The sequence below is a fragment of the Virgibacillus sp. DJP39 genome (assembly GCF_049310925.1).
GTDB lineage: Bacteria > Bacillota > Bacilli > Bacillales > Amphibacillaceae > Virgibacillus_F.
The window spans coordinates 1-11,789 of the sequence record NZ_JBMERP010000094.1 but is presented as its reverse complement, the minus strand read 5'-3'; the positions used below and the strand labels follow the sequence as shown (position 1 = coordinate 11,789).

The window sequence follows — 11,789 nt, the reverse complement described above, 5'->3', positions numbered from 1 at the left end:
GGTCCTATCTTTTTGAAGAAAATAAATGGAATTTTATGTTAAAGTAAATATGGGAGTTATTGTGCTAGCGTAGCAGTTTAGTGTAAGAAGGAAAGCCGAAAGTAAAGCACATAACCAAACCCTTTATAAAACAACTAAAAAAGTACCAAAATGGTACTTTTTAGTTGTTTTTATTCTAAGGTTTAGAGTGTTTATAGTTTAATAACTCTACCTTTACAGCGGCTAAATTTTTTTCGGAAAGATTCTTGTTAAAATTAAGAGGCGACACTCCAAATGTAATCGTGTCTGTGCCAAGTTGTCCCTTTTTATTTCCATCATAAGTTTCAACAGTAAATTTTATAATAAAGGGATGACTAAGCTCCCTTCCCTTTTCAGATTGCAGTAACTCTACAACGTCATAATCTTTATCCCACCAATTATATTGAGCTCTTATGGAATCTTTTTTATAATAATCATTCATTGCTTGTCTCAATTCATCTGTAAATTGAGATAGTATAAATTGGTCAACTGATTGTTCCATTCCTTTCGAATCGTGCTTATTACCTGATTCTTCAGCACTTACAAAAGTATAATTAACACTAATGGCAATCATCATAAGAATTGCCAAAGTCAATAATTTTTTCATTACCGTTTTACCTCCTTTTTTCTTTATTATTCTTAAGCTGTTAATAATTATACAAATAAATGATGTGAAATAATATACTTAAATTAACGGGTTAGAGTGTAATTGCAAATATCACATTTTTTATCAAGGACAAGACTTCAGGTAATTTATATTATGATTTAGCTATGAATACTATTAATCGAATGACACTAGTAATGGCAAAAGAATTAAAGGAATTCAACGTTTCAACAGTTGCTGTTTGCCCGGGTTGGATGATGACAGAAAGAGTAATAGATTCAGGTTTTGTACCAGAGGATGGAACAACGGAAACAACAGCGTATGTAAGTCGTGCAGTTGTGGCATTGGCAACAGACTCCACGGTATCAAAGTTTTCTGGCGACGCAATAATGGTGGCTGAACTAGCGAGAAAATATGGCTTTACCGATGTAGATAGAACTCAACCTTTAAGATTGTAAAATATTGCACTTAAGCTAACTAAGTTGTAATCGAAAACAAATGTAAAATCCTTAAAAAAAAGGAGCTGAATTTTAATACAAATTCGTCACGCCATTCGTAAAGACATTGAATCATTACATAGATTAAGTATGCAGAATATTGATGCTCATATTGAAAAATCATCACATTATTTTAAAGAGGTAGATTACTTGTACGAGGAATCAACTTGGCAAAATTTTAAAGTCAATAAATCGTACTGTTTGTTAGTTGTAGAACAGGAAAATAATATAATAGGGTTTGCTTTATTATCTGTAAAGATTACAAACGATGCTCCTCATTTACAAGAGAAAAAAATTGCTTTTATATCCGACTTTGCATAGACCAGCAATGGCGTCGAAAAAAATTGGGTGAAAGGTTATTTAAAGCCTGTGAAAGTTGGGCTAAAGAACAAAATGCAGAAGAAATAGGTTTAAATGTATGGTCATTTAATAAACCAGCCATTCAGTTGTATGAGTCAATGGAAATGAAGGATATTTACCGCCAAATGCGAAAATCATTGTAACAATAGACATTCGTATAACTTTTCTTGTATTATAGTGGGTTTTATAATTACATCATTATAATTAACCAAACGGGTGCAAGAGTTTAACAAGGGATCGTCGTTTACGGAGATCCTATTTTTGTATTTGAGGACTCATTGGAATTTTATGTTAAAGTGAAAATGTGAACAGATGTACTTAAATTAACACAGCAGGATAGTTGAATAAGGGTTACTTTTTTTTGGAGGAGGAGTTTTGATGGATTTAGTCTTTATAAGACACGGACAAGGGGAACACACCTTAGATTTACCTAAAAGTCTACATACTTTAGACCCTGCATTAACAAAGGAAGGGATAAATCAAGCCAAGACACTAAAAAAACAGTTTCCTTTATCGCAATCAGATGTAATCATAATTAGTCCAATTAGAAGAACCTTACAGACTGCACAAATTTGGAGTGAAGGTATAAAGTGTCAGAAAGTAGTAAGTCCGTTAGTTTCTCCAAGAATGTTCCCTCAAAATCCAGAATGGCAAACACTACCTTGTGATGAAATTCTAACAAAAGAAATAATAAAAGACGATTTCACTGATTTTCACATCGAAGAAGAACTATCAAATGAATGGTGGTCAAAAGGGATAAATAAATTACCTGAAAAAGAGTTTAAAGTTATAGGAGAAGGATTTTTAAAATGGTGTAAGCAAATTGGAAATAAAAGAATATACATAGTTTCTCACGATGGAACGATAACGTCGTATAGACAGCTTATTACTGGTAAAGAACTCACCAGAAATGATTTCCCAAAAGAAACTGGGTTTTTAAAAAATTGCTTATATTAAATTAGCGCAGCAGGAGAGTTGAATAATTTATTTGGATTTAATGTAATATTGCATTGCATAATTTGTTTGTAGAAGGATTGAGTTTACCAACAAATGCGAAAATCATTGTAACGATAGACATTGGTATAACTGTTCTTGTATTATAGTAGGTTTTATAATTACATCATTCTAATTAAACAACGGGTACCGCTCGACAAGTTCTGGCAGCAGTTTAATAAAACAAAAAGTGTTAAAACATTACTATTAGGAGTTGATATTAACTTGACTAATTTATATTTTGTTAGACATGCACATTCTACGTATACCCCCGATGAATTAAATAGACCTTTATCGGAAAGAGGTTTTACTGAGGCAACAAGAGTTACTAAATTATTAGAAACAGAGGAAGTTGATATTGTTGTTTCAAGCCCTTATAGGCGAGCTGTACAAACTGTCGACGGCATAGCTGAATACATAAATAGAAAAGTTGAAATTATAGATGGTTTTAAAGAACGAATTTTAACCACAGTCCCTGCTGAAGATTTTACTCTTGCGATAACAAAAGTGTGGGAAGACTATAACTTTTCATGGGAAGGCGGAGAGTCTAACATTGTCGCACAAAAAAGAGGTGTAGATACCACTTATGATGTATTAAAGAGGTACAAAGATAAAAATGTAGTTATCGGAACACATGGAAATATAATGGTTCTAATCATGAATTTCTTTGACAACAAATATGATTTTCCTTTTTGGGGAAATCTCGATATGCCAGATATATATAAATTAACTTTTGATGGCAAAGTGCTAAGAAACGTAGAAAGATTATGGGATTTATAAAGGGGTGTAAACGATAATTACTATGATACAGAAAGAGCATGTTTAAAAGGGGATTTAATATATATGAAAAAAATAGTGCTTATGCTAATAGTTCTTATTTCTGCAATTATCGCAGGTTGTTCAGATCAATATGATAATGAAGATGTTGTAGCGATAGTGGGTGATGAGGAGTTAACTGTTGCAGATGTACGACTATTTCAAAACCTGGAAGAAAAAGAATTGAATGACGCAGTAAAAGATTATGTGAAAGAAGAAATAATGGTTCAAGATGCTAAAAAGATGGGGATAGATGTGTCTAAAAAGGTAGAAGAACTTAAGAAAATGAACACTTCTTTCCCTCAAGAACAAACAAAAGATCAAGAAGAGTACGCCAAAAAGAAAGCTAATGAATTGGACATGTCAGAAGAAGAATATTATGAAAAATATTTAGATCTATCTACGGAGAGAAGTGCTTATGTAATGGCATTTTTAGAAAAAGAGATTGGGGAATTAAACAAAGAAGATGATGCTGATGAATATGTTGAAAAAGTTAAACAATTTTGTAGATAGTCTTCTTAGAAAGCATTCAGATAATATTGAGATACTAGTAAATTGATTGAATTTGCTGTTAAACAAAGGTGGGAAAGTTAGATGCTAAATCGTGTCATTCAACAATTTGGATTGCGGGTAAAATCTATTAATGAGGTTGATGATTCCCATAGTTCAACAGTCTATAAATGTACGTTGGCTACTGATGAAAATGTTTATTTGAAAATTCCTTTTACAAAATTGAAGTTTCAGCGGGAGTTAGAAGCTTATGAAATATTGAAGGGGCGTCTTTCCATACCTGAAATGTTGGATTATTGGCCTGGTGATGAGGAGTGTCCTGGTGCCTTTTTATTATCTAAATTAAAAGGAAAACCATTAACAACTAAAGCTACGCCAATAGTAGCGTTTCAAGTTGGTGTCCTTCATGCTGAAATGCATACGATTCGTCCTCCTGCTGAGCAAGTGTTAACAGGCATAAAAAATGAATTTCCTAACTGGTCTAGTATTGTTGAACAACAATTTTATAGTTTTGCTGAGGATGTAAGAGACGTTCTGGATAAGGAATTATACAAGCAAGCCATTAAGAAATTTAAGGATATGAAACAACACACCCCAGCTCCAGATGGACCAAGTTTTATACACATGGATTTTCGTCCAGCAAATATAATTGTTGATGGTGATAAGGTTTCAGGAGTAATAGATTTTGAAAGTGTAAGGTTTGGTTCAACAGAAGTTGATTTCACCAAACTGTATCGTGAGTTTTTTAGTTTCGACTATACCTTGTATAACGCCTATCAAGAAGGATATAGAAGTATTAGACCATTGATTGACCTGGAAAATGTATTGCCTTTTTACCAATTTACTGATGCCTTCAATAGTATTGGTTGGTGTAAACGTCGCGGGATTGAAAAAAACGCTCAATTTTTAGATGAAAATTTAGCAAGATTAAAACAATGGTTACGATAGAACCATTAACGCAGCAGATGAGCAGAAACTGTACTTTTAAGTGAATTACAACAGAGGTTTAACACCCTGCAATCAAAATCACTTACCCAAAATTAAGTTGACAGAGTAGCTAGAAGATCGAGATTTTAGTCGATCTTTTTATTTTGTTCAATTTTTACAGAAAATTGGAATTCCAACAACTAACATCTGGAATATTATGTTAATATTTATTAAAGTGTGTCTTTACGCTTACGAAAATTAAATTAATAAGTGCGAATCAATGTAAATCTTAAAGCAGAAATGATCTTAGTAAAGGGGAATTGAACGAACTATGGATTTTTCAACGGTTTTTACGATGGGTTTAGGTATGGTTTTTGCATGGGGATTACCAATTGCGGTAGTCGTTTCAATTATTGTTCTATACAAGAAGGTTAATCGTTTAGAAAAGAAAATTGAGAAATAGGTATATTCTCATTAAGGGATACTTATCTTCAATGGAATAATTTTAATGTAAAGGAGGGGAAGTAGGTGCTTTCTCGTTTAAGTGCTATATCTATATTATTAATTGTTTTACTAGCAGGATGTGGGGCGGCTTCCATTGAGGAAGTTTTAGAAAATGATATTTCTCACCTAGAGATACTTAATGAAATAGAAACAAAGCACGGAAATGTTGTATTTTATAAAACTGAATCACCAAGTGAAACATACGGTGCAAGGCTAATAAAAGCGAATGGCAAGAAGTGGGATATGTTATTGGGAAGTGAAATACCAGCAACAGGGGAAGCAGAAAACATTGCCTGGGCTTTTCAATCTAGTGAAGATGAACCAACTTTCTATTATGGGTTAGTCAAAAATGAAGAAATCAAAAGACTAACCATTAATGAAACGGATGCTGTGATAGTCAGCAGGGAACGTGGATATAATTTGTTTTATCTATTGACACCTAAACGTGCATTAAGTATTCAAAAGAATGGCGAAAAAGGCATACAAATAAACGGTTTTTCAAATGAAGGTGAACTTATATATCAAAGGTTGTCTATGAAATAGATGGCCGTTGAACTGACATGAAGAAATGTTTCCCCAATATTTCCATTTCTGAAACTGATTGAAGGTTTGATTGTAGTAGTATAAAAGGGGGAATTTCAATGGAAATGAAACCTCTGAGCTTTTTCAAGATGGTTATGGGTGTTGTAGTTGGAACGGCGATTTATGAGATTATGAAGGAACTAATCCAAATTTTGTTGTGAATCGGAACTGTTATAAGAAAATAGGAGGGTTATATTGCTTACTGACATCTTATGGGGAGTGTTTCTAGTTATATTTATTATTTCTATGGTCTACCTTGATAAACGAAAACAAAAAAATAAATACCATACCCCTTATCGTGAAAAAACAGAGCAGGAAAAAGAAGTTGAAAGAGCTATTGAAAAAGATAGGTATCGAGGACCCGGGGGAATGTGACGTTTGGGCTTTGGTATTCAACGACAGGAACAGGTTTGTTTAATTAAGTGGTCTAGTGATTGTTCAAAAACAGGGGGAGAGCTTTATGTTTACGCTTCTATTTTATCATTCCAGGCGAGAAAACTCCATCCTCAAGGAATGAGAAGGGCGGTGCCCAATGAGAAGGGTGGAGATGAATCGCCTTCGGACAAGGGATAGCTTTAGCTATCTCAATTGTCCGACTAATTAAGCATTAGCCCAAAAGTCTAAAGCGTTTTTCATAGCTAAACTTATCACCGAACAAATGTTTGCATATTTTTAAGGCGTCATATATAATAAAAGAGAAGGGGAGGTGACCGTTTTGCTTGGCCATAGGTCTTATAAATTCAGAATCTATCCTAACCAGAATCAAGCTATCCTGATAAATAAAACCATAGGATGTTCTCGTTTTGTGTTCAATCATTTTTTAGCAAAATGGAATACAACTTATAGGAAAACGGGAAAAGGTTTGACCTACAACATTTGTTCTTCTCAATTACCACAACTAAAGAAAGAATTGGATTGGCTAAAAGAAGTGGATAGTATCGCTATTCAGTCCTCAGTTAAAAACCTTGCCAATTCTTACTCCAGGTTCTTCAAAAGACAAACAAATGCTCCACGTTTTAAGTCTAAAAACAACAAGGTGCAATCCTACACAACTAAATACACGAACGATAATATTGCAATTGCTGGTAACAAAATGAAACTGCCTAAACTCGGACTTGTGAAATTTGCTAAAAGTCGAGAAGTCGAAGGTCGCATTTTAAACGCTACTATTAGACGTAATTCAAGTGGTAAATATTTTGTATCCATTCTTGTTGAAACAGAAATACACGAATTACCTAAAACAAACATGTCTGTTGGCATTGATGTTGGACTGAAAGAATTTGCCGTTCTTTCCAACGGAACAAAATACGCAAATCCAAAATTTTTTCGAGCCCTAGAAAAGAAATTGGGTAAAGCACAGGCGTTACTTGCAAGACGAAAGAAAGGTTCTTCCAACTGGAATAAACAACGCATTAAAATTGCACGACTTCATGAAAAGATAACCAATATAAGAAAAGATTACTTGCATAAAATCTCGTACAATATTGTTAAAAACCACGACATAATTGGTATCGAGGATTTGCAAGTATCCAATCTATTGAAAAATCATAAGTTAGCAAAGGCAATTAGTGAGGTTAGTTGGTCACAATTTCGAACAATGCTAGAATACAAAGCAAAAAGCTATGGGAAACAAGTTGTAGTTGTCGCTAAATATTTCCCTTCTAGCCAACTTTGTTCCTGTTGTGGCTATCAAAACAAAGACGTTAAGAATCTCGCACTACGTGAGTGGGATTGCCCATCTTGTGGTACGCATCACGACAGGGATCTTAACGCAAGTATAAATATTAAAAATGAAGCAATAAAACTTCTAACCGTAGGTCCTACGGGGTTAGCCTAATTAAAACCGGCTGTTAGGTTGGTGTTCTTAGGAATCTCCCACTTCAAACAGACCGCAAGGTCGTTAAGTGGCGAGAGGGTTCAAGGGTTATTTCTGTTAGGCATAATTCTTTTGATTCCAGCGGTAATTAAAAATGATTCGAAAAAGTATTGGTTAGCGGGACTGATTATGTATGTTGTAAGCTTTCTAGGAAGTTGGTCAATTGGCCTTTATTTGCTGGTCATACCTTTCGTATTATGGACATTAGCTTTCGCACATTCTTTTGGTTGGGCTAAAAATAGTTGGCAAAATGTACCGTTTTCGGTGATTGGAATAATACTCTGGTATTTAAGTATCACATATATCGACGACTATTGGTTGTTCTTTCCATTCACTTGGCTGGGTTAATTATTGTAAGTAAGTAACAGCTTATGGGAGGTTTTAATTTTGAAGTATTTTATAATGCTACTCTTAATCGTAACATTGGTTGGATGTTCTCAGAGCTCCGCTAATGAACAATCTACGAGCGGAGAGTCTGTAATTTTCACTAATGAGGAAGTTAACAAATATGAGGAAGACAATGATATCAAACGCCTGGCATTATCAAGCAACGCAGATAACGAGACTACTACTATTCTAGGAGAAAAAGGTATTTATCATATGCTTAAGGATGATAGTGGAGAAATAGTAATCAGTGAGAAAAAATGGGAAGAAAATAAAAAAGTGAGACTCGGAATAAGCAATAATGTAATTTATGTAATCATCAACGATAAGCAACTTCTTAAAAAAGGAGATATGTTGAAAGTGACTTTTGACGAGGGTGAGTATGCATCAGAGATGTTTCGGTCAGAACGGGAACCTTATACTACCTTATTTGATTACGGCAAACTTTCATATGGAACAGTAGGGGATGCTAACCTTTTTATATATGATGATCATGGTAATGAAATCTATGAAGATTCTACACAGGGATAATACTAGGTTTATATTATTTAAGTAATAAGGAGTTCTATGCTGATTGAAAAAGTAGATAAAACAAGGAAGGATGATAATAATGGGTATTTTCAACGGGGTGCATCAGGTTAATTTTCGAGTACGAGATATGAATTTGTCGTGTAAATGGTACCAGGAAGTATTAGGTCTAGTTATTCAAAAGGATTATGGCGATACAGTGGTATTGGGATTTAATAACCATCCCGAAAATAACACTACAATTTGTTTAATAAAAATTGATAAGACAGTATCTATTCCCAACAACGAAAATGGAACTCATCCAGTTTTGTCTATTTCTCCAGGACAAGCTGAATCATGTAAAAGATACCTCGTGGAACGTGGAACTACAATCGTAGAAGGTGGGGGTGTTGCACACTTTAAATTTAAAGACCCTGACGGTAATTTAATAGAGGCGTACCTTCCTGGTCTTTATGAAGAAAAACAGTTTGAACATTTAAGATGAAAATTAGTTACAGCTACTCAAAAGGGTAGCTTTTTTAAATGTTAAAATAAAATGAAACCAATACATAAGTCAGTCGTCTTAGCATTAAGCGAAAAATGGGGTGGTATAACTTGGAGAAAGCAACTGGTAGGGAGAGAGAGAAACCAGAAAGTAAAGAAGCGTGGTTTGAAAAAATCATGGATGATTATGGTGACAGGTTAACGAAGTTTTCTTATAACTATACAAGGGATTGGAATCTGGCGGAAGATATCGTTCAGGATGTATTCATCACTTGTTATAAAGAATATGAAAACATTGATAAAATTGTATCTTTTAAAGCCTGGATATTTAGAATCACGATCAACAGATGCAAAGACTTGATTAAAAGTTCAATTTTTAAAAGGTTTATTCCGAATTCTGACTTACTTACACGTAAAAAGTCTTTAGAGTTGTCACCAGAAATGTCCATAATGAAGAGTAGTGAAGAGGAATTTCTATCTACTTGTGTATTAGTGCTTCCAGTTAAATATCGTGAGGTTATAACACTCTATTATTATGAGGAATTATCTATTGAAGAAATAAGTGAAATATTGAAGATAAATAAAAATACAATTAAAACCAGGCTGAGCAGAGCAAGGTTGAAATTAAAAGTGTTAATGGAAAGGTGGAGGTAAAATGGAGAAAGAACTTAGTAACTTACGAAAAGCAATGAATTCTTCCACTCACAAAGGTATACACTTTACAGAGATCCAGCGAAAAAAGATTAGATCCTCACTTGACCAGCAAGAAAAATATAAGATTAGAAAACCAACTATATATATTTATGGAATTACGACTCTAGCAGTTGCCTTATTTGCCTTATTGTTTTATACAGGTTTCTTAGCGAACTTAGACAATGACGGTGTAAATTTAGAATCCAATGATACTCCCAGCAGCGAATGGAAGGTTCGAGATGAGTACTCAAGGAATAGTAAGGTACTTTTCAGTGTTTACCCAGATCCTAATCTTTCTGCTGATATCCCGTATGATTATTTATTTAGTTTTAATGAACCTTTTGCTGCTTATAAAGGTAAGGAAATAGAAATATATGCAACCCATAAAGAAACAGGGAAGCGTATAAACGTTTTACCTTCAAAAACAATCACCGAACCCTCAACTGGATATCCAAGTTTAGGAAGGTTTACAACCACTTTAAAAGTTCCGGAAAGTGGCCTGTGGAAATACGAAGTCTTCTTTAACAAAAAATTATATGGTGACGTAGTGCTCTCAGTAGAAGCAAGCACTCCAGAAAATCTACCTGCAACTATTCCTGTCTTCGTACAAACAAGTGACTTTGAAAAAATTGAATGGAATCGACAAGCCGTGGACCTAGGCAATAATATCATAGGGAATGAAAATAAATCAGGTGTAATTGGTGCTGATATGCCAAGCATAAATATCAACCAAAAGTGGATGTGGCACCTTTGGGGGATTAAAAATCCGAATGCAACCGACCTAACAGCTGTTGGTTTTCACAAAAAAACAGGAACAGTCCATCAAATCGTAACAAGAGGTTGGACGATAGGTCTTGGAGGAGAAAACAATGGAGCAGATGCACACGCGGTTTCAAGCGTGAACATTCCAACTGCAGGAGAATGGGCGGTATTGCTTTATGTTAATGAAGAATTATTCGATATATTAGTATATAACATAGATGAATAATTGAATTAGGTTTTCCTTCATTAGCACTATCATAATTGCATTCAAACTTTTTCATTTAATTTAGGGAGGCGAGAAATTATTAATACAAAACCTACGATACTAGTTCTGGGTACAGACCATCTGGATAATCCAGATAATGGGGATATGTTTATGTCGAATACACCCGATATCCTTACTGAACGAAGGCAAAAGGAAATAAGTTATGTAGTAGATTGCTTAAAGAAATTTAAACCTACTAAGGTAGCTTTAGAAGTATTAACTGAAAATCAAAGTGAACTAGTTCAAGAATATAAATCCTATATAGGTGGTGATTTTGAACTTACACCTAATGAACGTCATCAAATTGGATTTAAACTGGCTAAGGAAATGCAACTTGAAGAGATATTTGCAGTGGATTGGAACGCAGATAATGTTGATGAATTATTTGATTTGGAAGGTTGGGCAAGGGAAAATAACTCTGAAATACTTAATGATGTAACAAAACAAGGGCAACAATTAACAAAGGAAGCCGAAAAATATTTTAGTAACAATTCATTCGGTAAATATCTACTTTGGCTTAATGAACCGGGTAATATAAAATCTAATCACAATTTATATATGAAAATTGCCTTAATAGGAACCAAAACTAATCCAATAGGTGCAATGTGGACGTCCAAATATTGGTATTACCGTAATATGATAATATATAAAAATATAGCGGAGTTGATAACATCACCCGAAGAAAGGATCTTTGTTCTATATGGTTCCGGACATCTTCATTTACTTATTCAGTTCTTAAATGAAAGCGGACTTTTTAATGTTAGAACAGCCCTAGATTACCTGGATAATGGAGATAGACAGGAGTGAGTAGTATCAAAATAAAAAACATGGTCCAAGTGATTCCTAGACTTGAACATACACAGCAGTTTCTCGATGCAGTGAAATTATATCCTAAAAAAACCAGAAAAGAACTGTTCATTGATATTTTCAAACTGACAGAAGAGGATTTAGAAACAATGTTATTCTTTGGGATGTTTACCTTAGACA

18 protein-coding genes and 1 pseudogene are annotated in these 11,789 nt (G+C 34.0%); 18 read left to right on the top strand and 1 reads right to left on the bottom strand.

Features of this window, described 5'->3' with window-relative positions; all coding sequences use genetic code 11:
* Nucleotides 1–175: 175 nt before the first annotated feature.
* A complete protein-coding gene (locus tag ACOI1D_RS19110; RefSeq protein WP_422503513.1) occupies nucleotides 176–625 on the bottom strand; it encodes a DUF3888 domain-containing protein in 450 nt (149 codons plus the stop codon).
* 164 nt (nucleotides 626–789) lie between these two features.
* Between ACOI1D_RS19110 and ACOI1D_RS19105 the strand changes: the two genes are divergently transcribed.
* The 18 genes and pseudogenes from ACOI1D_RS19105 to ACOI1D_RS19020 all read left to right on the top strand — a co-directional run.
* Nucleotides 790–1,080, top strand: coding sequence for a hypothetical protein (locus tag ACOI1D_RS19105; protein ID WP_422503512.1), 291 nt, complete (start codon nucleotides 790–792; stop codon nucleotides 1,078–1,080).
* Between the two features lie 129 nt (nucleotides 1,081–1,209).
* Nucleotides 1,210–1,440 carry a hypothetical protein gene (locus tag ACOI1D_RS19100; protein WP_422503510.1) on the top strand — a complete coding sequence of 77 codons (231 nt, stop codon included), beginning with the start codon at nucleotides 1,210–1,212 and terminating at the stop codon, nucleotides 1,438–1,440.
* Nucleotides 1,365–1,622, top strand: coding sequence for a GNAT family N-acetyltransferase (locus ACOI1D_RS19095; protein ID WP_422503514.1), 258 nt, complete (start codon nucleotides 1,365–1,367; stop codon nucleotides 1,620–1,622). Before ACOI1D_RS19100 ends, ACOI1D_RS19095 begins: the two co-directional genes overlap by 76 nt.
* A gap of 235 nt (nucleotides 1,623–1,857) precedes the next feature.
* Nucleotides 1,858–2,436 carry a histidine phosphatase family protein gene (locus ACOI1D_RS19090; protein ID WP_422503508.1) on the top strand — a complete coding sequence of 193 codons (579 nt, stop codon included), beginning with the start codon at nucleotides 1,858–1,860 and terminating at the stop codon, nucleotides 2,434–2,436.
* 261 nt (nucleotides 2,437–2,697) lie between these two features.
* A complete protein-coding gene (locus ACOI1D_RS19085) occupies nucleotides 2,698–3,252 on the top strand; it encodes a histidine phosphatase family protein (RefSeq protein WP_422503506.1) in 555 nt (184 codons plus the stop codon).
* A 63-nt stretch (nucleotides 3,253–3,315) separates the two neighbouring features.
* Nucleotides 3,316–3,801, top strand: coding sequence for a hypothetical protein (locus ACOI1D_RS19080; protein ID WP_422503504.1), 486 nt, complete (start codon nucleotides 3,316–3,318; stop codon nucleotides 3,799–3,801).
* An 81-nt stretch (nucleotides 3,802–3,882) separates the two neighbouring features.
* Nucleotides 3,883–4,746, top strand: coding sequence for a phosphotransferase family protein (locus ACOI1D_RS19075; RefSeq protein ID WP_422503502.1), 864 nt, complete (start codon nucleotides 3,883–3,885; stop codon nucleotides 4,744–4,746).
* 310 nt (nucleotides 4,747–5,056) lie between these two features.
* The gene (locus ACOI1D_RS19070; RefSeq protein WP_422503501.1) at nucleotides 5,057–5,188 is read left to right on the top strand and encodes a hypothetical protein; all 132 of its coding nucleotides are present in this window, start codon (nucleotides 5,057–5,059) and stop codon (nucleotides 5,186–5,188) included.
* Between the two features lie 65 nt (nucleotides 5,189–5,253).
* On the top strand, nucleotides 5,254–5,772 hold the full coding sequence (locus ACOI1D_RS19065) for a hypothetical protein (protein ID WP_422503499.1): 519 nt from the start codon (nucleotides 5,254–5,256) through the stop codon (nucleotides 5,770–5,772).
* A gap of 234 nt (nucleotides 5,773–6,006) precedes the next feature.
* Entirely contained in the window at nucleotides 6,007–6,186 is a 180-nt protein-coding gene (locus tag ACOI1D_RS19060) for a hypothetical protein (protein WP_422503498.1), read from the top strand.
* Between the two features lie 340 nt (nucleotides 6,187–6,526).
* Nucleotides 6,527–7,648 carry an IS200/IS605 family element RNA-guided endonuclease TnpB gene (gene tnpB / locus ACOI1D_RS19055; protein WP_422503497.1) on the top strand — a complete coding sequence of 374 codons (1,122 nt, stop codon included), beginning with the start codon at nucleotides 6,527–6,529 and terminating at the stop codon, nucleotides 7,646–7,648.
* 21 nt (nucleotides 7,649–7,669) lie between these two features.
* A complete protein-coding gene (locus tag ACOI1D_RS19050) occupies nucleotides 7,670–8,035 on the top strand; it encodes a hypothetical protein (protein ID WP_422503496.1) in 366 nt (121 codons plus the stop codon).
* Nucleotides 8,036–8,074: 39 nt separating this feature from the next.
* Nucleotides 8,075–8,602: a hypothetical protein gene (locus tag ACOI1D_RS19045; protein ID WP_422503495.1), complete on the top strand. Its 528-nt coding sequence runs from the start codon at nucleotides 8,075–8,077 to the stop codon at nucleotides 8,600–8,602.
* Nucleotides 8,603–8,681: 79 nt separating this feature from the next.
* Entirely contained in the window at nucleotides 8,682–9,083 is a 402-nt protein-coding gene (locus tag ACOI1D_RS19040; RefSeq protein ID WP_422503493.1) for a VOC family protein, read from the top strand.
* 110 nt (nucleotides 9,084–9,193) lie between these two features.
* The gene (locus tag ACOI1D_RS19035) at nucleotides 9,194–9,736 is read left to right on the top strand and encodes a sigma-70 family RNA polymerase sigma factor (RefSeq protein WP_422503491.1); all 543 of its coding nucleotides are present in this window, start codon (nucleotides 9,194–9,196) and stop codon (nucleotides 9,734–9,736) included.
* Nucleotide 9,737: 1 nt separating this feature from the next.
* A complete protein-coding gene (locus ACOI1D_RS19030) occupies nucleotides 9,738–10,763 on the top strand; it encodes a hypothetical protein (protein WP_422503489.1) in 1,026 nt (341 codons plus the stop codon).
* Between the two features lie 150 nt (nucleotides 10,764–10,913).
* Complete coding sequence (locus ACOI1D_RS19025; protein WP_422503487.1) at nucleotides 10,914–11,609, top strand: DUF5694 domain-containing protein; 696 nt, start codon at nucleotides 10,914–10,916, stop codon at nucleotides 11,607–11,609.
* Nucleotides 11,606–11,789 (top strand): annotated as a pseudogene (locus ACOI1D_RS19020) (hypothetical protein); the annotation flags it as partial. The gene ACOI1D_RS19025 and the pseudogene ACOI1D_RS19020, both read left to right, overlap by 4 nt.

What these genes read in the sequence shown, in the direction of transcription:
- ACOI1D_RS19075 (WP_422503502.1), top strand. Translation starts at nt 3,883, where the DNA reads ATGCTAAATCGTGTCATTCAACAATTTGGATTGCGGGTAAAATCTATT.
- ACOI1D_RS19070 (WP_422503501.1), top strand. Translation starts at nt 5,057, where the DNA reads ATGGATTTTTCAACGGTTTTTACGATGGGTTTAGGTATGGTTTTTGCA.
- ACOI1D_RS19025 (WP_422503487.1), top strand. Translation starts at nt 10,914, where the DNA reads ATGTCGAATACACCCGATATCCTTACTGAACGAAGGCAAAAGGAAATA.
- ACOI1D_RS19110 (WP_422503513.1), bottom strand. Translation starts at nt 625, where the DNA reads ATGAAAAAATTATTGACTTTGGCAATTCTTATGATGATTGCCATTAGT.
- ACOI1D_RS19105 (WP_422503512.1), top strand. Translation starts at nt 790, where the DNA reads ATGAATACTATTAATCGAATGACACTAGTAATGGCAAAAGAATTAAAG.
- ACOI1D_RS19100 (WP_422503510.1), top strand. Translation starts at nt 1,210, where the DNA reads ATGCAGAATATTGATGCTCATATTGAAAAATCATCACATTATTTTAAA.
- ACOI1D_RS19090 (WP_422503508.1), top strand. Translation starts at nt 1,858, where the DNA reads ATGGATTTAGTCTTTATAAGACACGGACAAGGGGAACACACCTTAGAT.
- ACOI1D_RS19080 (WP_422503504.1), top strand. Translation starts at nt 3,316, where the DNA reads ATGAAAAAAATAGTGCTTATGCTAATAGTTCTTATTTCTGCAATTATC.
- ACOI1D_RS19030 (WP_422503489.1), top strand. Translation starts at nt 9,738, where the DNA reads ATGGAGAAAGAACTTAGTAACTTACGAAAAGCAATGAATTCTTCCACT.
- ACOI1D_RS19040 (WP_422503493.1), top strand. Translation starts at nt 8,682, where the DNA reads ATGGGTATTTTCAACGGGGTGCATCAGGTTAATTTTCGAGTACGAGAT.